The 25819-nt window shown below is 48.9% G+C and carries 16 protein-coding genes and 1 pseudogene; 8 read left to right on the top strand and 9 right to left on the bottom strand.

All coding sequences use genetic code 11. The features are described from left to right. The first annotated feature begins 448 nt into the window (after positions 1-448). Positions 449-1387, top strand: coding sequence for an L-lactate dehydrogenase (locus LBCZ_RS02130; protein WP_025012771.1), 939 nt, complete (start codon positions 449-451; stop codon positions 1385-1387). A 91-nt stretch (positions 1388-1478) separates the two neighbouring features. Here LBCZ_RS02130 and LBCZ_RS02125 read toward each other — a convergent pair whose 3' ends face one another. From LBCZ_RS02125 to LBCZ_RS02085, 8 genes and pseudogenes are all read right to left on the bottom strand, one after another. Then, positions 1479-2957: an APC family permease gene (locus tag LBCZ_RS02125; protein ID WP_025012772.1), complete on the bottom strand. Its 1479-nt coding sequence runs from the start codon at positions 2955-2957 to the stop codon at positions 1479-1481. Positions 2958-3283: 326 nt separating this feature from the next. Continuing rightward, a pseudogene (gene sstT, locus LBCZ_RS02120) lies at positions 3284-4576 on the bottom strand (serine/threonine transporter SstT). Positions 4577-4837: 261 nt separating this feature from the next. Then, positions 4838-6850, bottom strand: coding sequence for a PTS sugar transporter subunit IIABC (locus tag LBCZ_RS02110; RefSeq protein ID WP_025012773.1), 2013 nt, complete (start codon positions 6848-6850; stop codon positions 4838-4840). A gap of 13 nt (positions 6851-6863) precedes the next feature. Then, positions 6864-8516 carry an alpha,alpha-phosphotrehalase gene (treC, locus tag LBCZ_RS02105; protein ID WP_025012774.1) on the bottom strand — a complete coding sequence of 551 codons (1653 nt, stop codon included), beginning with the start codon at positions 8514-8516 and terminating at the stop codon, positions 6864-6866. Positions 8517-8566: 50 nt separating this feature from the next. After that, positions 8567-9283: a trehalose operon repressor gene (gene treR, locus LBCZ_RS02100; protein ID WP_025012775.1), complete on the bottom strand. Its 717-nt coding sequence runs from the start codon at positions 9281-9283 to the stop codon at positions 8567-8569. A gap of 285 nt (positions 9284-9568) precedes the next feature. Next, positions 9569-10798, bottom strand: a complete 1230-nt coding sequence (locus LBCZ_RS02095; RefSeq protein ID WP_025012776.1) for an L-lactate MFS transporter — start codon at positions 10796-10798, stop codon at positions 9569-9571. Positions 10799-10958: 160 nt separating this feature from the next. Beyond that, positions 10959-12740 (bottom strand): ABC transporter ATP-binding protein, encoded by a 1782-nt coding sequence (locus LBCZ_RS02090; RefSeq protein WP_039639581.1) that lies wholly within the window; start codon positions 12738-12740, stop codon positions 10959-10961. A 3-nt stretch (positions 12741-12743) separates the two neighbouring features. Next, complete coding sequence (locus LBCZ_RS02085; protein ID WP_025012777.1) at positions 12744-14462, bottom strand: ABC transporter ATP-binding protein; 1719 nt, start codon at positions 14460-14462, stop codon at positions 12744-12746. A 690-nt stretch (positions 14463-15152) separates the two neighbouring features. Here LBCZ_RS02085 and metE point away from each other — a divergent pair. From metE to LBCZ_RS02050, 7 genes are all read left to right on the top strand, one after another. Beyond that, positions 15153-17438, top strand: coding sequence for a 5-methyltetrahydropteroyltriglutamate--homocysteine S-methyltransferase (gene metE, locus LBCZ_RS02080; RefSeq protein WP_025012778.1), 2286 nt, complete (start codon positions 15153-15155; stop codon positions 17436-17438). Further along, positions 17416-18288 (top strand): methylenetetrahydrofolate reductase [NAD(P)H], encoded by an 873-nt coding sequence (gene metF / locus LBCZ_RS02075; protein ID WP_025012779.1) that lies wholly within the window; start codon positions 17416-17418, stop codon positions 18286-18288. The genes metE and metF overlap by 23 nt, the downstream gene beginning before the upstream one ends. Positions 18289-18454: 166 nt before the next feature. Further along, complete coding sequence (locus LBCZ_RS02070; protein WP_025012780.1) at positions 18455-19279, top strand: PfkB family carbohydrate kinase; 825 nt, start codon at positions 18455-18457, stop codon at positions 19277-19279. A 72-nt stretch (positions 19280-19351) separates the two neighbouring features. Further along, complete coding sequence (locus LBCZ_RS02065; protein ID WP_025012781.1) at positions 19352-19900, top strand: ECF transporter S component; 549 nt, start codon at positions 19352-19354, stop codon at positions 19898-19900. Between the two features lie 211 nt (positions 19901-20111). After that, on the top strand, positions 20112-20906 hold the full coding sequence (locus LBCZ_RS02060; RefSeq protein ID WP_025012782.1) for an ABC transporter ATP-binding protein: 795 nt from the start codon (positions 20112-20114) through the stop codon (positions 20904-20906). Further along, positions 20893-22620: a hypothetical protein gene (locus LBCZ_RS02055; RefSeq protein ID WP_039639583.1), complete on the top strand. Its 1728-nt coding sequence runs from the start codon at positions 20893-20895 to the stop codon at positions 22618-22620. The genes LBCZ_RS02060 and LBCZ_RS02055 overlap by 14 nt, the downstream gene beginning before the upstream one ends. Positions 22621-22826: 206 nt before the next feature. Next, a complete protein-coding gene (locus LBCZ_RS02050) occupies positions 22827-23801 on the top strand; it encodes an EamA family transporter (protein WP_025012783.1) in 975 nt (324 codons plus the stop codon). Between the two features lie 340 nt (positions 23802-24141). Here the strand turns inward: LBCZ_RS02050 and LBCZ_RS02045 are convergent, their stop codons facing one another. Next, positions 24142-25812 (bottom strand): WxL domain-containing protein, encoded by a 1671-nt coding sequence (locus LBCZ_RS02045; RefSeq protein ID WP_025012784.1) that lies wholly within the window; start codon positions 25810-25812, stop codon positions 24142-24144. Positions 25813-25819: the final 7 nt, after the last annotated feature.

Genomic DNA, 25819 nt, shown 5'->3' with positions numbered 1-25819 from the left:
AACGGACGTTGTTTTAAGACTAACAGAAAAATGGCAAAATGATAAGAATTTTTTAAGCGTGAGCCAGCCCGGTTAGAAACCGGATCATAAGTGGCCTCAAGTAGGAATGGCCGGGCTTTGGTCATTCCTACTTGAGGTCCTTATGTGCAGGTTTCTGGGCTGGCGAACGCGTTATGGGAGTTAACGGGGGTTCAAGTTCCAAAGCTAGGCCAGTGGAAGAACCACGAAAGTTCCTTACACGCAGATTTTTTGCGAGCGCATTATGGTGCAAGAGTGAACTAATTTTCAACTCATCAATCACGTTTATCAAGTTATCGCAACTGTCATCTGTTACAATGAAATCGGATACATAAAAAACAGCTGACCATGACCATTGTTGGGTGACGGTCATTGTTCAGCTTCGGATAGCTACGTTGGTGTCAATATCGTTATGAGGAGGAATTTTGGAATGCAAAATCGCGGCAATATTATTTTAATTGGTGACGGCGCCATTGGGTCAAGTTACGCGTTTAACTGTCTCACAACCGGTGTCGGCCAGAGTCTGGGGATCATCGACGTCAATGAAAAACGGGTACAAGGCGATGTCGAAGATCTTTCGGACGCACTGCCTTACACATCGCAAAAGAACATTTATGCGGCTAGTTATGAAGACTGCAAATATGCCGACATTATTGTGATTACTGCGGGGATCGCGCAAAAGCCGGGGCAGACGCGGCTTGAATTGCTAGCGATTAACGCCAAGATTATGAAGGAAATCACCCACAATATCATGGCGAGCGGCTTCAATGGTTTCATTTTGGTGGCTTCCAACCCGGTTGATGTACTGGCAGAATTGGTTTTACAGGAATCCGGCTTGCCGCGCAATCAAGTACTCGGCTCCGGCACCGCATTGGATTCGGCGCGACTACGAGCGGAAATCGGCTTGCGCTACAACATTGATGCCCGCATCGTTCACGGCTATATCATGGGTGAACACGGCGATTCCGAATTTCCGGTCTGGGATTACACCAATCTTGGTGGCAAGCCAATTCTTGACTGGATTCCGAAAAATCGGCAGGAAAGCGATCTTGCTGAAATCAGCGAGCGCGTGAAAACTGCGGCTTACGGGATCATCGAAAAGAAAGGTGCCACCTTCTACGGCATTGCTGCTTCGCTAACACGGTTAACCAGTGCGTTCTTAAATGACGACCGCGCAGCATTTGCCATGTCCGTTCATCTGGAAGGCGAGTATGACTTAAGCGGCGTTTCGATCGGTGTTCCTGTCATTCTTGGTGCCAACGGTTTGGAACGCATTATCGAACTTGATTTGAATGCCGAAGATCATAAGCGTCTAGCAGATTCTGCGGCGATTTTAAAAGAAAATCTCCAGAAGGCTCAGGAAGCTTAGTCAGTATTCATCAGTCAAAGAAAATTAAAAACGCTCACAAAGACAAAATCTTTGCGGGCGTTTTTAATTTAAACCATATCTTTTAAACCACTCAGTCTTCTTTTGACTGCTCCAATGCTTCGGTTTCCTGCTCAACAACCGACCCTTTTGTCAGTGCTGAATGCCGCATGCCATACAAGAAGTAGATGGCGCACCCGATCAGGAACCAGACGCCAGAGTACATTTTGGCTTGAATGTCCAGACCCAGGAAAACCACCAGCGAGCCGAGAAAAGCTACGGCCGGCAATACCGGATACAACGGCATTTGGAAGCGCGGCTTGGCGATGTCCTTGCCTTCACGCGGACGGAGACGATAAATGCCGAGCGTGACGAACATGAAGGCAATCAGCGTGCCGGCGGAAATCAGTTGTGCCAGGAACGCAAATGGAAAGAATGCTCCGATAATGACACCGATCGTGATTAAAACTGCCAGCGCAATGTTCGGTAACTTGCGACTGTTCAACTTGCCCAAACCGTGTGGCAACATGCCATCGCGGCCAAAGCTATAAAGTAACCGGGATCCTGCCATGGCCATGCCGATTAAGGCCGTGAACATCCCCAAAACCGCAATGCTTTCGACCACTGTCGCGACCACCGCATGACCGGAGTGGCGCAGCGCCCAGCCAACCGGTTCAGCGTTGTTGGCATAATCCTGATACGGGAACATGCCCAACAAAACAAGCCCGACCGAGACAAACAGGAAAACTGCAATTAACAGCGAGCCAAGAATCCCCCGCGGCATCGTTTTCTCCGGATCGATCGCTTCAGCCGAATTCGCGGCAATCGAATCAAACCCGATATAGGCCAGGAAAATCATGGAAACGCCGGCATAAATGCCTTGCCAGCCCCCAAAAGGTGTTCCATCAGCATTCAGGTGATATTTTGGGAAAAACGGATGGAAGTTTTCTGGATGAATCGCCGTCAAGCCGACCACCAGGAACAGCAAAATCGCCAAAACCTTCATGACCACTAAAATGTTTTCGACCCGCGCAGCACTTGAAACGCCGCGTGACAGCAAAACGCCGACCATCAACATCACCACCACGGCGACCAGATCGACAACCCCGCCGTCAGTGCCAAACGGATTGGCCAACGCCGCCGGAAAATTCAGGCCGATCGTCGCCAGCAAGCCACGAAAATTGGCAGATAACCCTGAAGCAACGAACGCAACGGCAATAAAGTATTCGGCCAACAAAGCCCAGCCGGCAATCCAGCCGAAGAACTCGCCGAACACCACATTAATCCACGAATAAGCCGAGCCGGCAAACGGCATCGCGGCCGACATTTCCGCGTACGCAAACGCCACCAACCCTGCTACAATCGCAGCGACTAAAAAGGAAATCGAGACTGCGGGACCGGCGTGTTTAGCCGCAACCACCCCTGGCAGCGTAAAAATTGACGCCGACACAATGGTCCCGACCCCTAAAGCGAGAAAGTCACGTACCCGCAACACCCGCGGCAGATGCGAATCTTTATCTTCGTAAACACTTGGATCCTCTTTTCGAAACAGTCGTTGCCACACTTTGCCCATCGGTACCTCCATTAAACAGTTAATGCTGTCTTTTCAATGTGTTAATAAAAAATCCATGAAAACTAGGTTAGCACATTTTAGCAAAGCTGGAAAGCGCTGTGTTTTTAATGACATCAGTTATCATAGGAAAAATAACCTTACAATTTTTTAAGCTAGACAATTTGCTTGTTAAATCAACATTTCACAGCTAAAAAATGCACCAACTTTAAAAGGCAAAAACTGCCCAAGCGACCTCTTTCGTCTCTTGGGCAGTTTTCATTAGTTTATTAAATGGTATCCCGAACTGGGCATCAATCTGTCATCATATGGATTTTGTACGCCGCGGATTAAATCTGTTCGCCTTCTTCTTCAACCGGCTTAGCAGCTTTGACTTTCACTTTACCTGCGGCTCTAACCGCCGCGCGCATATCGATCTGGTGACCGTCACGGCGATCATCGGCATACTCGGCAGTGGCAGTAAACAGCAGATCGGAAGCCGAATTAACCGCTGTTTCCACGGAGTCCTGAACTACCCCGATGATGAAGCCGATACCGACCACCTGCATCGCGATGTCATTGGAGATGCCAAACAGCGATGCCGCCATTGGAATTAATAACAGCGACCCACCGGCAATTCCCGACACCCCGGTTGCCGAAATGGCTGACAGGAAGCACAGTAGCAACGCTAGGAAAATGCTGACGTGCACGCCCATAGTGTTGGCAGTTGCCAGCGTCATAATCGACACCGTGATCGCAGCACCACCGGAGTTAGCCGAACCGCCTAGCGGAATCGAAATCGCATAGCTTTCTTTGTTCAAGCCTAAGTCTTCGCAAGCTTGTAAATTGATCGGAATATTCACCGCGCCACTACGCGTAAAGAACGCCGGAATGCCGCTGACTTTTAACGTTCAAAACGTCAACGGATAAGGGTTCTGATGAGTTAGCAGCCATACCATAAATGGATACACGATCAGATAGACAAATACCATCGTTGCGACCAACAAGATGAGCAACTGCCCATACGCCATGACGCCTTTAACACCTGTCTTACTCAGTGATTCATGCAGCAAACCGACAATCCCGAACGGTGCAAACTGGATCACCGTTTGGGCCACGCTGCTGACGGTTTCTGCAAACTCGGTCACCACTTTTTTGGTTGTGCCACTCGCCAAACGCAACCCCGCCCCAATCAGCAATGACCAGAACAGAATCGCCAGGTAATTGCCTTCAACCAGCGCAGAAATCGGATTAGCCACTGCATTGGTCAGCAAGTCAGAAACAATCGTGCCTAAGTCCTTCGGCGCACTTTCGGCAATTTTCATCGCACCAGGCAAGACAAGCTTGATCGGGAAAAGATAAGAAACCGCGACCGCCGCAATAGACGAAAGCAGTGTGGCACTTAAGTAAAGCACAATCACGGTGCCAAAGTGGTTCTTCGAGCCGGATCGGTATTTTGAAATTGCCGACATAATCAGCAGAAATACCAGTAAAGGCGCGATTGCTTTTAACGCCCCAACAAATAACTTCCCTAAAATATCGATAAAGGACCAGGAGGGTACCAATACCCCTAACACTGCCCCAACAACGATTCCGATGACAATTTTCAGAATCAGCGACACATCTTTGTACCGTTTATACATCTTGGCCCCTCCTCCATAAAAAATTAGTGTTCAATGAGAACACTTTTTAGCGTGCCCTAATTCTGCGGCAACTGCAAGTTATTTTTATCGAAATCGGCACAAATTTTTGTGGCGTTTCTCCAATCATGATCGGCCTCGCTTTTTTGCCAAGCAAAAACACCGATGCCCAACGACATCGGTGTTTTAACTACTAGACTTTGATTCTTCGCCAAAATGACACGATTGTCATTTCGAACCACTTTTCAGTGAAGTCTTAACTCATTATTCAACTGTCTTACCTAAGCGCTTCTTCTTAGGTGCTGCCTTAGCCGCATTGGCATCGGCATCTTTATAACCGAAGAAGTAAACCAAGAGGAAGGCGGCAACCAAGGTCACAACCGAAGCAATCCAGAATCCGGCAAAGTTGCCTGGATTGTGTGCCCAACCCGGAGCAGCAAATGATGGAAAACCAATGAAGCTGCCAGTGAATCCGTACATCGAAACACCTAACAGGCCATTGACAACGCCACCGATTGCGGCACCGATACTAGCAAAGACGAAGACCCGGCCGTACTTCAAGTTAACACCATACATCGCAGGTTCGGTGATGCCGCAGCATGCGCTGATGAACGCGGAAATAGACAAACCTTTCAGTGCTGGGTTGTGCTTGGTCTTAACCCAGACAGCCAACGCGCCGGCACCTTGGGCAATCATAGAAATGGAGACGATGCCGTTAAGCACGGACTCTGGGTGTGCCGAAGACAATTGTGCGGTAATAACCGGGATAACCGCCCAGTGCAATCCGAAGATAACCAGAACCTGATACAGACCGGCAATAATGGCGTCGGAAATCATTGGCGTCAAGCTGAGTAATGCCTGAATCCCGGATGTGATCGCACCAGACAGCACCGTGATCAGTGGCCCGACAACCAAGACAACCGTCATGCCGACTAAGAAGATTTCAACCAGCGGCGTGAAAATCATCCGCAGAACCAGCGGCATCCAGCTCTTGATCCACGGTTCAAGCTTGGCTGCCATCCATGCCGCAAAAATCATCGGGAAAATCGAATACGTGTAATTCGCAATGTGGACAGGTAAGCCGAAGAAACTGGCATTGACCCCCATGCCCAGTAACGTACCGCTAACTTTACCAGCCGTTGCAATCTTAGCAATTGATGGATAAATCAGGAACGCACCGATAATGCCAACGATAACCGGATCCGAGCCGAGTTTTTGCGCGGCCGTGAAACCAACGATCACAGGCAGGAAGTAAAAAGCTGCATCGCCCATCGCATTAATAATCACGTATGTCGGATCCGTTGTTGAAAGATGGAACCAGGTGGTCATAATGTTGAGAACACCTTTGAGCATCCCACTGGCGGCCAACAGTCCGATAACCGGAATCATGGATCCGGTTATCGTCCCGATCAACGCTTGGGTCCAACGTTTGATTGTGCCCCAGAAGCTGGTATCTTTAGCCTCTGCTTGGGTTTCTTTAATGGCTTCCGCAGTACCTTCAGCATTAGAGTAGCCGGGGCCTAACTGTTTAATGACTTCATCATAAACGTCAGTGACGGCTTGCCCAATGACCACTTGATACTGGCCGTTTGCTCGGGCAACATCAATGACGCCCGGAATGTTGCGCACTGTGTCATCGTCCGGCTTTTGTTCATCTTTCAGATAAAACCGCAACCGGGTGATACAGTGAATCAAACTATTGACGTTCTGCGCCCCGCCGACATCAGCAATAATCTGGCGGGCAGTCGCCGCATACTTGCTTTCCTTCTTATTTGGCGTCGCCGCGGTTGTTGATGTAGCCGCCGCTGCCTTAGGTGTCATCACGGCAACTTCTTCACCAACCTTAACTTCGCCCGGGGTGACATCAAGATGATCAACCACGTCATTGGTATTGGTAATCGCAACAATGACCGTGGTCTTTTTGCCGGCTTTCTTGATTGCATCCAAATCCATGGAGCCAATCACGTCGCCGGCTTTGACTTTGGCATCCATTGCCGTATCGATTTCAAACGGTGCGCCTTTCAACTCAACCGTATCAATGCCCAAGTGAATCAACAACTCGGCGCCGTCATCGGCTTTAATCCCGATTGCATGCTTGGTATCGGCAATCATCATGATGCGTCCGTCAACCGGCGCAGCAATCTGACCATCTGATGGTTCAATACCAAAGCCATCACCCATCATTTTCTGTGAAAAGACCGGATCGGAGACGTCTGTAATCGCCATGGCAAGCCCTGAAACAGGCGCCAAAATGTGTAGCTTCTTTTCATCAGCCATTTTTGGTTCCTCCTTAATTCTCTTCCGATGTCAACAATGCGATCGTCGCATACGGCGGCAATGTCATCGTTGCAGTTGGTATTAATTCTGATTCGTTGGTAATAAGCACTTTTGCGGATTGGAATCGATTTGGCAGCGGTACTGTGATCGCCTTGTCACTGAAGTTATTCAGGACCAGCAGGTGATCCGCACCAGCAACCCGTTCGTACGCATACAAGCGGTCGATGTCGGTTCCAAACGGTTCATAACTGCCGTCACTGATCACGTCATATTGTTTCCGCAGTGCAATAAGCTTTTGATAAAATCGGAAAATCTCACCATGGGCCAACTCATCTTTGACGTTGATGTCTTTTTGATTCGTCGGCCGCAACCAAGGCGTGCCGGTGGTAAAACCGGCATTCGCCGAATCATCCCACTGCATCGGCGTCCGACTGTTATCGCGAGCCTTCGCTAAAATGATGGCAAACGCCTCTTTTTCCGACTTACCTTCCTTGAGCAATGCCTTGTAAGCATTCTTGGCTTCAATATCCACATAATCAGCCATTGAATGGTAGTGCGGATCGGTCATGCCGATTTCCTCACCCATATAGATATATGGAGTGCCGCGACTGAGATGAATCGCCGCAGCAAGCATTTCGGCACTTTTAACCCGATACTTGTCAACGTTGCCAAAACGATTGAGTGCCCGTGGCTGATCGTGGTTATTCCAGAACAGCGCCTGCCAGCCGCCACCTTGATCCAACTGTTGACCCCAGGTATGCAAAATGTCCCGCAATGCATTGAAGTCATACGGTTCTTTCGTCCACTTTTCACCGTTCTTGTAATCCGTCTTCAAGTGGTGGAACTGAAAAACCATGGATAACTCATGATTTTCCGGCTTCGTGTAGGCGATTGAGTTCTTAACAGTTGTCGAACTCATTTCGCCCACCGTGACGCTGTTAGGGTCTTGGCCGAAGCTGTTAGCGGCCAATTCCTTCAAATAGTCCTGAACGATCGGCGTATCCGTGTACAGCGTTTTGCTGGCAACCTTTGGCGGTGCATCGACCAGTTTTTCTGCCTTGCCGATCACGTTCAACACATCGAACCGGAATCCGTGGACACCCTTGGCACGCCAAAAGTTAATAATCGCTGCAGCTTCTTGCCGAACTGCTGGATTGTGCCAATCCAAATCAGCTTGGCGGCGTTCATATAAATGCAGATAATAATTGCCGGTGTCGCCAAACGGTGCCCACGCTGGTCCGCCGAATTTGCTTTCCCAGTTAGTCGGCAAGCTGCCATCCGGCTTTGGCGGGCGAATATAATAATAGGCTTGATAATGCTTGTCGCCAGCCAACGCCTTCTGGAACCATTCATGTTCCGTGCTGGTATGATTCAACACCATGTCCAACATGATATCGATACCAGCTTCTTTGAGTTTCTTAGCCAATTCTTCAAAATCCGCCATCGTACCGAACCGCGGATCAATGTTGCGATAATCGGCAACATCATAACCGTTATCGTATTGTGGTGACACGAAAAATGGATTGAACCAGATCATGTCGACGTGCAATGACTTAAGATAATCAATCTTGTCAATAATGCCACGCAAATCGCCGACCCCGTCGCCATTGCTGTCATAAAATGACTTGGGATACAGCTGATAAATGACTTTCTTATGAAATCCCATCATGCACCTCCTTAATCTTCACCTTTAACTGAAGCTCGACCTGCCACCATTCACGGCCGCATTCGCCGCGCAAAATCATGAAACTTAAACCGATCCGCCCGGTGCCGCGACTCCGTGTATTGAAACTTTGTCGTATCCACCAGACTGCTGCAACTGCGAACCACGACGACCACTGCGGCTTGGGGCAACTTCAGGTAACGCCGATCTTCTTCGGTGGTTGTTTCCACCGTGATTTCCTTGGTCGCATAGGCAATGGTCAATCCCACCTGACCTTCAAGATAGGCATACAACGAATCCTTGGCTGCCGACTCCGGAATCGGCGGCACTACCTTAGGATCAAGATAATCGATATCGATAATGTCCGGCTCGCCTTTCAAATACCGCACCCGCTTCAAAAACCGCATCTGTTTAGTCGTCACATGTGGATCCACGTCCTTAAACGACTTGGCTGGTAACGTTGCAAAATGATTGGCCAAAATGACGGTTCGCGTCTGTAAGTGAAATTGTTTGGCCAGTTCGGCATAACTCACAACTCCTGAAACGGGAAAAACGTATTCCTGCCGATTAATCACCGTTGAACCTTTACCTTTTTGCGACTGGATAAACCCGTCGTCTTTGAGCAGCTGCAATGCTTTTCGTATCGTGTCGCGCGACGCCCGGTACATTTCCTGCAACGTCCGTTCACTTGGTAGCAACGATCCCGTTACATAAATCTCTGCTTCAATCTTGTCCTTCAGATCCTGATAAATGACATCGTACTTACGCATTTCTTCCCCCTCCAGAAAGCGATTTCACTTACAGAGCTTATTTTACCTGTACGTACAGGTTTGTCAACAAAAGACGCTTGGATTTGGTCAATAATATGTGGCATAAACTAAAAATGTTGTCATATCAGCATTTTGAGACATAAAAAAATCCCGTACCTAAATACGGGGTTCTGATATATTAATATCCACATTAGACGGCGTTTATATCACCAGCAAAACATCAACGTCAAAATGTTTTTCATTCATCCTAAAGTCTCTCTGTCGATCTTTTCGCAGACAAAACCGTTAGTCAGTCACATGCTTCGCATCCTGCGCAGTTGCTTTGAATTCCCGCCGAATGCGAATCGACAGCCCTAGAGCCAGCAATTCGAGAAGAACAAAGAGGATCAAGCTAACAGTATAATTGTGAAAATATTCTTCGCTAAAACTCAGAAGCGTCGGGCCAACGATTCCCGCAGCGGCCCAGGCCGTCAGCACATAACCATGAATCGCCCCAAGCTGTTTGGTGCCAAAGACATCCCCAAGATAAGCCGGAATGACCGAGAACCCGGCGCCATAGCAAGACATGATCAGGCATAACGCAATCCCAAAGAGCAGCGGGGAGCCCACGGTCAAAATGCCGACCAGCATGATGACATCTACCACAAAAATTAACGTATAGGTGAGCGGCCGACCAATCAAATCAGACAACGTTGCCCAAGCCAAGCGGCCAAAACCATTAAACAAACCCACAACCCCAACCATCATAGCGGCAGTCGCAGCAGACATACCGGTTTGCTGTTGGGCCATCGGCGATGCAACCGCCACAAGTCCGATACCACAGGTGATGTTGATAAAGAACATCAGCCATAAGTAGCGGAATGCTGGCGTTTTGACTGCTTCATTGGCGGTCATCGCCTTACCGGTCAAACTCACGCTTTTGGCAAGATCGGCTGCCGGCACTTCATCCGGTCGCGGCTTACGGATTACTTGAGCTGCTCCCAACATGATCACCATATAAACCGCACCCAGCACATACATGGTGGCTACCAAGCCGATAGTTGCGATCAATTGCTGGGCAACCGGGCCAGTCAACATGGCGGCAAATCCAAAGCCCATAATCGCCATTCCGGTCGCGAGTCCGCGATTATCCGGGAACCACGCAATAATCGTTGAAACCGGCGTCACATAACCGGCGCCCAAACCTAACCCGCCAATCACGCCGTACCCAAGATAGAGCAACGGCAACGAATCGATTTGAACCGCCAACCCGGTTAACAAAATCCCCGAACCATATAAAATCGCAGCAACTGTCCCAGTCAACCGCGGGCCAAAGCGCTCAACCACCCGCCCCATGAAGGCAGCACTCATGCCCAGGAAGAAAATGGCAATACTAAACGCGACTGTGACCGAGGACAACGCCCACCCTGTCTGTTTGGCAATCGGACCGGTAAACACGCTCCATGCATAAACAGAACCAATCATCAAATGCAGCAAAATACCGCCTAAAGCGACTAAATACCTACGTTTGCTCATCGCTACCTCCACGAAGTCTTTATTGATCAAAACAACGAACAGCATTGTTCTGATATAGAAAGATTATCATAAGTTTTAAGCTTTAGAAAGGTCTCTAAATCGCTTTATATACGAATTATATTAAAAAAGATTCCGAAATAGTTCGTAATCTTTCGGACCGCTATTCAAAGACCATCTGGTTATGGTATAGCTCGGCATAAAAGCCATTTTGCGCCAGCAGTTGTTCATGATTGCCTTCTTCAATAATCCTGCCATCGCGAAGGACGACAATTTTGTCGGCATTCAAAATCGTTTTCAGCCGGTGGGCGATAACAAAGCTCGTCCGTCCTTGAATCACATTGTCCATCGCCGCTTGAATCTTGGCTTCAGTGACCGTATCCACGTTACTGGTCGCCTCATCAAGAATCAGTAAGCGCGGATCGGTTAAGATAGTCCGGGCGATCGACATGAGCTGTTTTTGGCCGGCTGAAAAGACGCTTTGCTCATCCGAAACCAACGTATCATACCCATCCGGCAGACTCACAATAAAGTCATGAATGTTGGCCTGTTTGGCGGCGGCTTCAACCCGCGCTTGATCGGCCTCCGGGTCGCCAAAGCGAATGTTGTCACGAATGGTTCCCGAAAACAGTTGCGGATTCTGCAGAACAATGCCGACATTTTGCCGCAGCGATGCGAGTTTAAATTCACGCACATCAACACCGTCAAAGGTAATCGAGCCGGAATCAACATCGTAGAAACGATTCATCAGGTTCATAACCGTGGTTTTCCCACTGCCAGTCGGGCCAACCAGCGCCACCATTTCGCCTTTTTCAACATGGATCGTAACGCCGTGTAGAATCTCCTTACCCGGAATATAGCTAAAATGCACGTTATCAATCACGAGCTCGTGTTTCAAACCATCGAGGGTGCGACCATTTTTCGGATCGACTTCATCCGGCTGTTCTCGCACTTCGGTAATCCGACGGGCACCGGTAATGGCTAGCTGAATCATGTTAAACAGACTGGTCAGCTGCACAATTGGCTGATAGTACTGCTGCGCATAGTTAACGAACACAACCACCAAGGCCAAAGCCGCGCCTTGACTCAGTGAGCCGTTTAGCGCCAGCCAGGAACCGGCAAAGATTACAATCGCCGTGTTCAGAAACGACAACCCCAAAAGCAACGGGTTTAAGATCCCGCTCCAAATCTGCCCACGCAGGTTAGATTTGCGTACCGCATTGTTATACGGTTGGAAGCCGGCAACACTTTCCTGCTGCAAGCCATTGGTAATCAACATCTTCTGACCGGTAATTTGCTCGTTGATGTAACCATTAAGTCGGCCGATGTCGTCCTGCTGGCGATCAACCGACACACTTGCCTGGTGCATCACAAACGCGGCCAAGCCAATCGCCACCGGGGTCGAGGCCATGGTGATCCACGCCAACGTGGCATTCTGGGTGAACATCATCCAGATAATCCCAATAAACTGGGCACCGCTTAAGAATATTTCGATCAGCGCCTGGTTCATGGCATTGAAAATGTTATCCAAATCACTGGTAAACCGCGACAGAATATCACCGTCACTGTGACTGTCAAAATACTGGACTTTCATGCGCTGCATTTTTCGGAACAGGCCCACTCGCATGGTGCCAGTCGAATAACCGCTGACTTTTGACAGCAGCAGGCTCGAGATCAAAATACTGGAGGCATCGATCAAATACAACAGCACAAAAATTGCCAGGGTGTGGTTAAACGCCGTAAAAGAGGCTTGCGCACGCGTTGCCGGGTTCGCCCATTGCTGAACGTAGACAGTCAGTTCCTCAATGGCGCGGCCCATATACGTCGGTGCAACAACAATCGCCCATGTAGAAATCGCGATCAAAATCGTCGTGATCAAAAACTCTAGCCAATAAGGCCGTAAATAATGGGCATAAAATTTACCCGCATTTTTCAAGTCTTTCATGAGCTACACCCCCTCTTCCAATGCCTTTTGGGTTGCATAAATTTCGCGATAAACATCATTATGCTGAGCCAATTCATGATGTGTGCCGCTACCGAACAACCGACCTTCATCAAGTACCAGAATGCGATCAGCCTTGATAATCGAACTGATTTTTTCGGCGATGATAATGGTCGTCGTGTTTTTCAGTTCATGCGCCAAGGCTTCTTGAACCAATTTTTCCGAGCGGGCATCCAACGCCGAGGTGGCATCATCGAGAATCAGGATCTTCGGCTGCCCGATGACTCCGCGTGTAATCGAAAGCCGCTGCTTTTGGCCGCCAGAAAAGTTTGAGGAGCGCTCTTCCACTTCTGCATTGTACGTATGCGGCAAGCGCTCAATGAATTCTGCCGACTGGGCGATTCGGGCTGCCCACTTCATCGACGCTAAATCAGCATCCGGATTGCCTTGTTGCAGATTTTCGGCAATGGTGCCGGAAAAAAGCGTGGACCGTTGCAAGACAAAGCCAACTGTCTGGCGCAAGTCAGCTTCGGTGACAGCGCGGACATCATGCCCACCAACCTTGACGATCCCGGTGTCTGGGTCAAACAACCGCGGAATCAGTTGCGCCAATGTGGTCTTGCCACTTCCGGTCGCCCCGACAATGCCAATCATTTCACCTGGCTTAACCGCAAAACTGATATCGCGAATCGTCGGCTTTTCATCCCCCGGATAGGTAAATGTCACGTCATTGAATTCAACGCCACCGTCCAGATCCCGATGCGGGCCACTCACAAAGGTCATGCTCGGCTTAGTGTCCATGACTTCATGGATCCGCCGTAAAGAAACCAGCGCCCGCGACGCGAATGTCAGCATAAAGCTTCCGTTAATAATCGCGAACAGAATCTGCATCAAGTAGTTGATAAAACTGGTAATCGCCGCCAAGTTACTTGGATGGCTCGTAATGTTCTGGCCGATCATCCAGATACTTAAGGCAATCGCTAAATTGGCAATCAGGAAAAACGCCGGCATCAACAAGGCAAACAAATTACCGATTTTGACACTGACATTCCGCATCTCGTCACTTGATTCCGCAAAGTTTTTTGTCTGATTGGCGCCTTGAACAAACGACTTTACCACCCGCATGCCCATTAAATTCTCACGCGCCAAGGTGTTCACTTTTTCAATCAGCTGTTGCATCCGGCCAAAATATTTGCCCATACGACTAAACGAAAAAAGACTGACACCCAGCAGCAACACCATCATGACCGCAATGACCCACCACAACTCCGGCAAGGTCACGATGGCAAGAATCACGGCGCCGACAAACAGAATCGGGATACGCGTGACTTGCTGGAAAAAGCCCATGACAATCTGTTGCACCTGATTAATATCATTGGTCATGCGTACAACCAGATTTGACGGTGAAAATTTTTCAACGTCCGCATAAGCCAGACTCTGGATTTTAGCATATTCATCTGCGCGCAAATCAGTAGCAACACCCAGTGCCACCCGCGCCGAATAGATGGTATTGATAATCCCGCCAACAATCCCGATCACCGCCAGCCCAATCAAATACAGGCCATTGGTCCAGACGGTCTGCTTGTCATTTTTCATAATGGCATTCATGATCACCTGAAGCAGATGCGGCTGCCAAAGTGTCGCGAACGCTACCACAAAAATAGCCAGGATTGACCAGACCACGTCCCAGCGATATTTCTTAATGTATGGAACCAAAACTTTCATAGCATTCTTCCTCCGATGACTTGTGCTAATAGCTTACCCTAAAATTTAAAACAAGTCAGTGTTAACGCTCTTTGACTTTTCTTGTTCATGTCGCGGCTGCGCAATCTCAAGAGCAAGCATGACGCTGGTATTGTCATCTTAACAAACCCGCGCCATTATTTACGAAATAATGAGAATAAAACAGGTGTTTTCGCAACAGGCTAAGAGTTAACAGCCATAGAAGGCTTCATCTTAATTTAATAAATATCTTGACAGCTGCCATAATTGTCAGTATGCTAGTCGCAACATTGAAATGCGGAAAGATGAGTAGTTGGCGGTTTCCTGCTTAGAGAGTGTCCATTTTGGTGCAAGGACATCTGGAAACGACGACGAATATGGTCTTGGTGATGCAGGTGTGTCGAGCGCGAGCAAAGCACACATGGGGACGCCCATTATTGCGTTAGGTCTCACAGCATGGCTGTCGGACTGATTGAGGAAAGTCGTGTGAGCGGCTTTTAAACCAAGGTGGTACCACGGTAAGCCGTCCTTGGCCTAGACATTTTTTGTCTGGGCCAAGGACGGCTTTTTTGGTTTCCATCTCCGCGTGCAAATACAAGCCACGTCTTTCGACAGTTCATTTCGATCATTAGCAAGTGTTCTTCAATTCATCATTGGACTGATTGACATTATGCCTAAATAGGAGGTTTTATTATGACAACAACCATCATCGGCTATCCACGAATTGGTGAACATCGTGAATTGAAGTTTGCCACTCAGAAGTATTTCAAGCACCAGATTACGGCACAGGAGCTGCAGGAAAAAGCCAAAGCATTGCGCCAGCAGCACTGGGAAACCATTCAAACGACGGGTATTGATCAGATTCCCACCGGCGATTTTTCATTCTTCGACAACACCTTGGATGTTGCCAACCTTTTGAATATTGTGCCAAAGCGGTATTTGGACTTGAACCTGTCGCCTCTCGATACCTATTTTGCCCAGGCGCGTGGCTATCAAGGCGATGCTGGTGATGTTAAGGCACTTGCCATGAAGAAATGGTTCAACACCAACTACCACTATCTGGTGCCCGAATTTGATCGTGACACGCACATTCAAGTGACGGACTGGCAGCTTTTCGAACAGTATCAAGAAGCCAAGGATTTGGGCATCGCGGCGCGGCCGACTTTAATCGGCCCGTACACGTTGTTGAAACTGTCGCGGTTCATTGATGTTGCTCCGGATGATTTCGTAACCGACTTAATCACCGCTTATAGCACGATCATTCAGCGACTTCATACAGCCGGCGCCGAGTGGATTCAGCTTGATGAACCAGCGCTGGTTTATGACCAGACCGATGCTGACTTAGCGTTGTTTGAACGGCTTTATACGCCGATTCTCGCGCAAAAGAACACCGCCAAAATTCTGGTGCAGACTTATTTCGGCGATTTAACCGATTCGTTTGAACAAATTTCCGAACTGCCATTTGATGGCTTCGGCCTGGATTTTGTGGAAGGCTATGCGAACCTCGATCTGTTGGAAAAGCACGGCTTCCCGGCGCATGCCACCTTGTTTGCCGGTATTGTCAACGGCAAGAATATCTGGCGGACGCACTATGCCGATGCTTTGGCAACCATTAAGCAGCTGGCAGCCATCACCGACAAACTTGTGTTGAGCACCTCCACATCGCTATTGCATGTCCCTTATACACTACGCAACGAGACGCATCTCAAACCCGAAGAAAAGCAATATCTGGCTTTCGCTGAAGAAAAATTAAATGAGTTGCACGAACTGGACGCTATTTTCCACACCGGCGCCGATCACGAAGCTTATCAGGCCAACGTCGCCTTATTCAGCAAGCCACGCTACGAGGAAAATAAAGCCTTAAACGCCAAAATTGCGGCCTTAACGCCGGAAGACTATAAGCGGACGCCTGATCGCAAAACCCGGCTGGCGATTCAGGCTAAGGAATTCAACCTGCCGCTACTGCCGACGACCACCATCGGCTCCTTCCCACAAACCGCAGAAGTTCGGCGCAATCGGGCTAAATTCCGCCGCCATGAAATTACGGAAGCCGAATATATGGCATTCAATCATCAAGAAGAAGTCGATTGGATCAGATTCCAGGAAAAAATTGGCTTAGACGTTCTGGTTCACGGCGAATTTGAACGCAACGACATGGTTGAATATTTTGGCGAAAACTTCGGTGGTTTCCGCTTCACCGACAACGGCTGGGTACAAAGTTACGGGACCCGCGGTGTAAAACCACCGATTATTTGGGGCGATGTGGTGCGTACCAAGCCGATTACAGTGGCGGAAACGGTTTTTGCCCAAAGTCAAACCGATCACCTCGTCAAAGGCATGCTCACCGGACCGGTCACCATCTACAACTGGTCGTTTCCACGTGAAGATTTGAGTCAAAAAACCAGCGTCGAGCAGATTGCATTGGCCTTGGAAGATGAAGTGCTGGATCTTGAAAAGCATGGCATCAAAATTATTCAAATCGACGAGCCAGCGTTGCGGGAAAATCTGCCGCTGCGTAAGAAAGATTGGTATCCTAAGTATCTGGACTGGGCAGTGCCGGCCTTCCGCCTCGTTGCCAGCAAAGTGAAACCGGAGACCCAGATCCACACCCATATGTGTTATTCGCAGTTCGGCGACATCATTAAGGCGATTGATAATCTTGATGCCGATGTGATTTCTTTTGAAGCTGCGCGGTCTGATTTCAGCCTCTTGGACATTCTCAAAGCCACTCATTTCCAGACCCATGTCGGCCCTGGTGTTTACGATATTCACTCGCCGCGCATCCCTTCCAAAGACGAAATTGTCCACATCATCCACGAAATTCTGAAACGGTTGCCGGCTGATCATGTTTGGATCAACCCTGATTGCGGACTTAAAACCCGCGACGTCCCGGAAACCAAGGCCAGCCTGATCAACATGGTTGCAGCAGCTAAACAAGTACGTAAGGAACTCACTCATGAAAATCAACCAGTGCTTTAAAGATCATCAAGTCATTTCATTTGAAGTCTTTCCCCCGCGCAAAAATGCCAGCAACGTTGCGCTGACACCAATTCTCAACACCCTTGATGCAGTAAAAGAAGCCGATCCCGATTTTGTCTCCGTCACATTCGGCTCGAATGGCAATAAGCCACACATGGGCACGCTGGAGGTTGCCAAGTTGATCAAAGACGAGTTTGATCTGGAACCGGTCGCCCACTTACCGGCTGCCCAGCTCACCCGCGCGCAGGTCGATGCAGAATTGCACGGTTTTCAAGAAGCCGGCATTGATAACATTCTCGCCTTGCGCGGTGATATTCCCAAAAGCGGCCGCGTCAGCAACGACTTCCCTTATGCCTGCGATTTAATCGAGCACATTCACCAACGCGGCGATTTCAATGTCGTGGCAGCCTGTTACCCGGAGAAACATCCCGAATCACCAGATGTGGTCAGTGATATTCGGCACCTTAAGGAAAAAGTCGATGCCGGAGCCAGCCAGTTGATTAGCCAACTTTTCTTCGACAATCAGGTTTTCTACCGTTTCCGCGAACGCACCGAGCTTGCGGGGATTCACGTGCCCATCGAAGCCGGGATCATGCCGGTGATCAACGAGCATCAAATCGAACGCATGGCCACCATGGCTGGCGTCAATTTACCGCCAAAATTTGTCGCCATGATGCAGCATTTTTCCGGCAACAAAGAAGCCATGCGCGATGCGGGGATTGCTTATGCCATTGATCAAATTATTGATTTATTAGTGCATGGTGTCGATGGCATCCACATCTACACCATGGACAATCCCACGGTCGTCAAGCGCATTGCCACAGCGACAAAGACAATTCGGAATGCTTAACTGATTTTGATACCTTCAATATGAATGGTCCTGGCGCGGTTCTAGGGCCATTTTAGTTTGCACAGAAGGCAGTTTGTGCCAATATATAAAAAAACTCATTGACAGTTCGTTAAAAATTGCGCATGCTCTTTGTTAAGCACCTATACTTTTAGAAAGGATTCATACTTTGAACACGAAAAGTCTGATCATTAGTCAGGATTTATGCGGTGTCGGCCAGGTTTCCATGGGCGTAGCTTTGCCGTTAGCGGCCGGTCTGGGGTTGACGCCGTATGTGTTGCCGACCGCCTTACTGTCAAGTCACACTGGCGGTCTGGGCGCTAATACTTATCTTGACCTGAGTTCCGAGATGTCAGGAATTCTGACCCATTGGCAACGGCTGCAACTGCAACCCGACGGCATTTATCTCGGCTATCTTGGCCAAAATGCCGCGCTTCAATGGCAACGCTGGCTGCCAAAATTTTCCGCGCCGCTGGTTCTGATCGATCCGGTTATGGCAGATGACGGCAAGCTTTATAAAGGTTTTGATGCCGCCTACGTCGAAACGTTGCAGCAGTTAGCCTACCGCGCAACGGTCTTGACGCCAAACGTCACCGAAGCACAACTGCTTTTAGACGAAGCATTGGTATCACTGACGGAACCATCAGCCGTCATGGCCTTGGCCAAGCGGCTGCATGCCCAGTTCCACAATGCGGTTTTAATCACTGGGGTCCCGTTCCATAAGCAGATTGCCGTTGTCGGGATAGATACGTCTGGAGAAACGCTGGCACTGGCCCAGCCAAAAGAACCCGGGCATTATTTTGGCACTGGCGATCTTTTCGCTGCGGCCTTGGCAACTGGCTTGCTGAAAGGCCAGCGCTTGCGGCAAGCGGCAGCAACTGCCATGGTAGCCGCGCGCTTGGCGATCAAAGCTACGCTAGCCGCTGATGCTGATCCAAAATATGGGTTAAATCTCGCTGGGGTTATCCCGGCATTGAGTAAGCAACTGCCTTAGATCATACAAATACGCTAGCGTGCTGCCGGCTTCTAACCGCGCGGGCTCACGCTCATCTTTGGAGGGTAAAACATGCAAACATCGCATAACACTTTGAAAAACATCATTTTCACCGGCTTATTCGCCGCAATTATTTATATTGGGATTTCACTATTGCGCATTCCGATTCCGGCCATGGTTGGTCGGCCGTTTATTCACTTTGGCAATCCCTTGATGGTGCTGGCCATTCTCTTCTTAGGCGGGCGGCTAGGCGGCTTAGCAGCTGCGATTGGCTTGGGTGGGTTCGACTTGCTGAACGGCTATGCCGCCACATCTTGGCTGACGGTCTTGGAAGCGATCGTGATGGCAGTCGTTGTCAGTGCGCTTGTCAAGGCGTTTAAGCACGACGATCAGCCGCGCAACATCATTATCATTGGCATCGTTGCCGGATTAACGAAAATCGTTACCTCTTATCTCACTGGCATCGTTGAAGCACTCATGGTTGGGACGATCTTTAAAACTGCGATTGTCGGCGCCTTTTTAAGTCTTCCGGCAACTGTCATCAACTCAATTGCAACTGCCTTTATCGTGCCGATATTGTATTTTATCCTTCGTCCGCTCTTCAAACGGTTTACGGGCTGAACAAATTCTTTCGTTTTTTTATTACGATTTCTTTTGGACTAGTCCGGCGAACAGCAGACTAGTTTAACACTAAGCAGAACGCTTGGTGTTTTTTTATGGGCCTTTTTAGCGGCGTTATACAACAAGCATTTCCCTATACAACAATAATCTTTTCTGTCATAATCAGCGCATCACAGCATGTAGACAACTCGGTCAAGAGGAGGCCATTTTTATGACAGAACCCATCGTGACCCTCAGTCACATTCGGAAGAGTTTCGGACCCAAAGAAGTATTGAAAGATCTCAACTTCTCAATCACCCCTGGCAGTATCGTTGGTTACATCGGTCCCAACGGTGCTGGTAAAAGTACAACGGTTAAAATGATGCTCGGCCTGCTTGAGCCAGATGATGGCACACTCGAATTATTCGGCCAACCGATTAGCCCTAAAGATCCCAGTTACAAACGGCGAATCGGCTATGTCCCGGAAAGTGCCGATGTTTTCGACGCGTTAACGGCGCGGGAATATTTGAGCCTCATTGGCCAACTTTACGGCTTGAGCGCCGCCGATGCCGAGCAAAAGGCCTTCGCGCTGGCGGAACTGGTCAACTTACGCGACGCTTTTGATCGCCGGATTTCGTCCTATTCAAAAGGGATGCGGCAACTGATTCTGATCATTGCCAGTTTGCTGCACAATCCGGACATTTTATTCTGGGATGAACCATTGAACGGGCTTGATGCCAACACCGTGTTGGTCATTGAAGAAGTGCTTCAGGACTTGCGCGATCAAGGCAAAACGATCTTCTATTCCAGCCATATTCTTGATGTCGTCCAAAAACTGTCGGATCGGATCATCGTTTTAAACGCCGGAACAGTGGTGGCAGATGGGCCATTCAAAGCCATTGCCAAGGAAGCCGACACCAATTTGCAGCAGCTCTTCAATGATCTGACCGGTTTTGCGGAACATGGTCAAAAAGCCCAGAGCTTCGTGGATATTGTGACAGGCGGTGACTCGCATGAACTTGCTTAAAAAAAAAACTCCTGATGTTTCTGAAACAACTGATTCAGCCGCTCTGCCGTTACCAAAAGCGTTTGGCTGGTTGACGCGTCTCCGCCCAACGTTGGAAAAACGCGGCATTCAGTTTGACCAACTACGGCTGATTCTTGCTAGTAAAGGCTTGCTAGCTGCCCGTGAAACAAACGGCCTAGGCAGCATGTTTAGGAGCAACAGACGCCGGAAGGAAACACGCCTCAAAACTGCTTTCTTGTGGAACGCTTTGGTTGGCGCCATTTTAGGTTTGGTGCTGCTTATCCCTACCTCCATCCTGACAACTTTTACCATGTTCATGACGATCCAGCTTCTAAACAGTTTCCTAGTCATTTTAACCACTTACTCCAGCCTGATCCTGGATCCACGTGATCGCACGGTCTTTGCTGCACGCGGCGTCAATGACCGTACGCTTAGTTTTGCCCGTCTTCTAAACATTTGCTACTATCTGGGGATGACGCTGCTCGCCGTGGGTGGCCCGGGAATCATCATCAGCGGCTTGCATTATGGGCCAGTGGTAGCGCTTGGCGGCTTAATTGCGCTGGTGTTTAGCGGCGTGTTGAGTCTGATGATGGCATTGTTTGTTTACCTGCTGGTTTTGCGATTCTTTGATGGCGAGCGTTTGCGAAACATGTTGAATCTGGTGCAGATTTTACTAATGATCGGGATCTATGTTGGCAGCCAATTACCTAATTTACTGCCGCACTCGATGTCATTTTTTGGTTTGTCTCTTAGTGATTCATTTAACTGGATTTTTATACCGGCCTTCCCTGCATGGTTTGCCGGCTTGCCGATGATGTTTGCTGGACAAGTCACCGCCTTAAGTATGACATTGGCTGGCTTAAGCATTGTGATGCCAATTGTCTTGACCCTGATTTTCCTCCACTTCTCCGGTTCGTTTGAAACCTATTTGGAAAAATTAAACCAAGGCAACGATCGAACTCGTAAACTCGGTTGGTGGTTCCGTGGCATCAGCGCCTTAATGACGCGGCCAGGCGAAGAGCGGACTTATTTCACTTTAGGTTGGCGCGTTTTAGGTAATGAACGCGACTACAAGCTGCGCGTTTATCCACAGCTGGCTTATGGGTTGATTTTGCCATTGGTCATCGTCAGCAATGAGTTGCGCCAGATGAGTTTTACAAACGCGAGCCATTATGTTGCTTATGCCGGTATCGGAATCGTTGTCGCGTTGGCACCGGCGCTGGTTAATCTGCGGTTTTCAAGCCAACCACAAGCCATGGCGATTTTTCAATATGTGCCATTTACCACACACGGATTATTACTGCGTGGTGTCGTAAAGGCAATGTTTGCCCGCTTATTCCTGTTGCCACTGGTGTTGATTACGATCGTCACGACCGCTATTGGCGGCTTGGATGCTTTTCTGGCTGGCGTTGCCATCATCGTTCTCATCTATGGCATCACGTTAATTATGGGCTGGCCAATGGTTGGCGGACAGTTTCCATTTGCCAGCGTTTATTCAGCTAACGCCAACGTGCACGGCGGTTCGATCGGTATGATCAGCATCATCGGCGGCATGATCATCGGAGCCATAGTTATTTTCGTTGGCGGCTTTCTTTCCGGCTGGATTTTCCCACTGGCTTTGACACTCTTAGGTTTGACGTTTGGCTTGCTGCTAGGGCACTTTTACCGCACCAATCTCCGTTACGAATTAAGAATCAACACTGAGCCAGAATAACCACTTAACATTCCAAAAATGAACATCATTCTGAAATCGCCCCGTAAGACGAAATTTGTCTTTAGGGGCGATTTTGATTGATCGAGCAAAATGCCGGCAAGCTTCCATGCACGTGTGGCAAGTTTGATCAAAATAACACGAACTAGCCAATCAGGTTCTTTTTGCGTATAGTAGTCTGGATGTCTTAATTTGAAAGGAATACTGCTATGCCGCGCACTGAAGCTCATCTTACGAACGATTCGAATCGAAAAATAAAAGGCGTTACATTTGCCGTTGTGGGTGCCATTTTTTGGGGTGCCAGCGGTATTTTTACGCAAACACTTTTTACCAATTCCGGGGTTAAACCGCTTTGGCTCGTGGGCATTCGGCTCTTTTTCGCCGGGTTGCTACTTGTATTGTGGAGTGCCGTGCGCGATCCGCAATCGTTTTTGGCCCTTTGGAAAAATCGGCGGGATGCTGGTCTTATGATTTTTTTTGCCTTCTTCGGCATGGTGCCATCCCAGTTGACTTATTTTCTTGCCATTAATGCCGGCAATGCTGCAACTGCGACGATTTTGCAGTTTTTAGGGCCGGTGTTTATTTTGCTTTACATGGCGCTGACAACCCGGCAAATGCCGCGGCGGATCGATTTTATCAGCATCACCTTAGCCCTGATCGGCACCTATTTACTTGTCACGCGCGGCCATCTCACCAGTTTGCAGCTCGCCCCTGCCGCTGTCTTCTGGGGAATTATGGCCGGCGTGAGTCAGGCGCTTTATACGTTGCTGCCGCGAACCTTGCTGGCCAAATATGATGCGCGCGCCGTCACGGGCTGGTCCATGTTGCTCGGCAGCTTGCCATTTTTGCCTCAGTACGTGCTGCATCCTAACCCGATGCTCACGCTGCCAGATCTAGGCGCAATTGGGTTTGTCGTCATCTTCGGCACCATGCTCGCTTATCTGCTGGTACTCGGCAGCCTCAACTACATTTCACCCGTGGCAACCGGCATGTTAAGCGCGTTCGAACCGTTAACCGCCACCACGCTCGCCGTCACCCGCCTACACATCGCCTTTGGTCCGGCAGAATGGCTCGGCGGCATCCTCATTGTCTTGAACACCTTGTTGCAGGCGCTGCCGTTCAAAAAAATTCAGGGTATTCAAAAACGGCTGATTCACCAGCTTTGGCAAAAGTCTAAGTCCTGAACATCAAAAAGAGATGCTAAAAGTCTAGGGAAAATCCCGAAACTTTCAGCATCTCTTTTTTATTCGTTGATTGACCAGAACCAGTATCGACTAAAGGAAGCCGGTAAAGCTGGCAATCAAAACGTGAATGGGCAGCTCTAGCAAGAAGGCCAGTGTGCCCAAAACAACAACCGGCAGTAAATGAGAACGTGTGAAATGTTTTTTCATTAGCAGACCCCTCTATAACCGCAATCCTGACAAATCAACATTTAAAAATAAGAATTGTCCATATCATATTCTTATTTTCGGAATAGTTCAACTCATTTTTGCGGTTTTAGGAAATTGTTTGTCCGTTAACGCATCATTCCGGTGCGTCTGCAAGGGTCCATGTGGCGGTTGCGTGGTATTTCCCAGTGCGAACGGATGGTGTCCCTTTAACGGTCATTAAAGCTTGTGCATGTTGCGCACCATCACCAATTTGCCAGGTACCGCCCCCACTTGGCATGTTTTTGACAGTCACTGTATCGTTGTTATCCTTCACACGTGCAACTTCACTGGTGCCGTTTGAATCTATCAGCACGATTTCGGCCTCACCACCTGTTTGACTACCGTTGTCACCTAGAACATAATCCCCACCGTCCAGTTTAAACGGTGAAAGCTTCATTTGAAGGTGCCACCCCGGTTGATCGGGACGGGTATCAAGCACTTCGAGATAGTCCTCGGTACCACCACCATTAAGCGTGTTCAACCACTTCTCGAAATCTTCAGGACTTGATGGCAGTGAATTATCTCCGGGGATACCGCGAATAATATCCGCAACACTTGGATCGCTAAACCCGCCCGCATACTTCTTGAAAACGAATCCCGGTACATGTGTTAAAAACAGATCGCCGGTGTGGGCACCAAGGACATACTTAATCTTATTTGAGCTATCAGCCGTATTGATCAACTTGTAATCCTTAGCTGGCGAACCACCATTGATGATTCCGGCATCATCACTAAAAGCTTGATTAGCGGAGAGATTATACAGCTTTACCTGGGCGGGTAAGCTAAACGTTACCGTCGTGTTTTTATTTTTTGGTAACTCCGGCATGTTAGTGATGACGGCTGACTTTTGATCACCCTGAACAATCGCTTTAACTTTCGGACCCGCGACGCCGTCAACGGTTAATGTCACTTCCAACTCGTCGCCAGGTTGGGCCGGCTTTCCGTCAGCTTTCAGATAATCAAAGTACTCGCCTTTTGGTAAGGTGATTGTCGGCATTGGCCAAGGGCTACCATCAAGATTATCGACATTAAGATTGTAATCATAGGTTAATTGATCGCCAGGTTGCAGGATCGTGGTTTCTCCGACGACCTGACCTTCACGCTTTAACGTGACCTCAGGATTGACGGTGATAAAATCGGCCAAACTCTTAATTGCGACCACGTGTGGTTCAAAGGCATTACCGGTAGCACTCGTGAAGCCCAGGTACAACTGGCGCTTATAGCCAAAAATATCATTGATTTGTTGATTGGTCCATGTGAGTGTCTGGTTAACAGTTGTTAAATCTGAACCGCTCAAACTATAAGTCAAGGTTCCGCCAGTACTGGTTTTACGCCAGCTTACGCTCAGGTCTTGCCATAAACCATTCGTAATCTTTTTGCTTAAAGCCTTGGCGTTATTTGGGAATTGTGAATTGTTAAACACCAGTTCGGTCTGCCAAAAAGGAAGCCCAATATTATACATACTCGGTTGGCCAGGGTACCCAGAGCCAATATATTGATTCGATGGGTTCCAACCTCCATATTCAACTTTTTTATCCATACCACTTTTCAGCGGATCCACACTTTTCTTTGTGTCGACCACAATCACAAAACTGTTAGGCAGTCCAGTCGTAGCAACTTGAGTAGGATTTCCCCCACTCATTTCAGGAACGCCCCAGACACCAAGCGACGCACCACCTGACTTCGTCTCGGTTGGTCTGTCCCCTGCCAGCGCAAAGGCAAGTCCATCCGCACCACTCGTGGTGTTGCCCAAATAGATTCGCATGTCCAAC

This window comes from Lacticaseibacillus casei DSM 20011 = JCM 1134 = ATCC 393 (genome assembly GCF_000829055.1).
GTDB lineage: Bacteria > Bacillota > Bacilli > Lactobacillales > Lactobacillaceae > Lacticaseibacillus > Lacticaseibacillus casei.
The sequence above is the reverse complement of the archived record's forward strand: the minus strand, read 5'-3'. Positions and strand labels throughout refer to the sequence as shown.

Excerpts from the sequence above, each read along its gene's own strand:
- LBCZ_RS02130 (WP_025012771.1), top strand. The coding sequence starts at position 449 with ATGCAAAATCGCGGCAATATTATTTTAATTGGTGACGGCGCCATTGGG.
- LBCZ_RS02125 (WP_025012772.1), bottom strand. The coding sequence starts at position 2,957 with ATGGGCAAAGTGTGGCAACGACTGTTTCGAAAAGAGGATCCAAGTGTT.
- LBCZ_RS02110 (WP_025012773.1), bottom strand. The coding sequence starts at position 6,850 with ATGGCTGATGAAAAGAAGCTACACATTTTGGCGCCTGTTTCAGGGCTT.
- treC (WP_025012774.1), bottom strand. The coding sequence starts at position 8,516 with ATGGGATTTCATAAGAAAGTCATTTATCAGCTGTATCCCAAGTCATTT.
- treR (WP_025012775.1), bottom strand. The coding sequence starts at position 9,283 with ATGCGTAAGTACGATGTCATTTATCAGGATCTGAAGGACAAGATTGAA.
- LBCZ_RS02095 (WP_025012776.1), bottom strand. The coding sequence starts at position 10,798 with ATGAGCAAACGTAGGTATTTAGTCGCTTTAGGCGGTATTTTGCTGCAT.
- LBCZ_RS02090 (WP_039639581.1), bottom strand. The coding sequence starts at position 12,740 with ATGAAAGACTTGAAAAATGCGGGTAAATTTTATGCCCATTATTTACGG.
- LBCZ_RS02085 (WP_025012777.1), bottom strand. The coding sequence starts at position 14,462 with ATGAAAGTTTTGGTTCCATACATTAAGAAATATCGCTGGGACGTGGTC.
- metE (WP_025012778.1), top strand. The coding sequence starts at position 15,153 with ATGACAACAACCATCATCGGCTATCCACGAATTGGTGAACATCGTGAA.
- metF (WP_025012779.1), top strand. The coding sequence starts at position 17,416 with ATGAAAATCAACCAGTGCTTTAAAGATCATCAAGTCATTTCATTTGAA.
- LBCZ_RS02065 (WP_025012781.1), top strand. The coding sequence starts at position 19,352 with ATGCAAACATCGCATAACACTTTGAAAAACATCATTTTCACCGGCTTA.
- LBCZ_RS02060 (WP_025012782.1), top strand. The coding sequence starts at position 20,112 with ATGACAGAACCCATCGTGACCCTCAGTCACATTCGGAAGAGTTTCGGA.
- LBCZ_RS02055 (WP_039639583.1), top strand. The coding sequence starts at position 20,893 with ATGAACTTGCTTAAAAAAAAAACTCCTGATGTTTCTGAAACAACTGAT.
- LBCZ_RS02050 (WP_025012783.1), top strand. The coding sequence starts at position 22,827 with ATGCCGCGCACTGAAGCTCATCTTACGAACGATTCGAATCGAAAAATA.
- LBCZ_RS02045 (WP_025012784.1), bottom strand. The coding sequence starts at position 25,812 with ATGCGAATCTATTTGGGCAACACCACGAGTGGTGCGGATGGACTTGCC.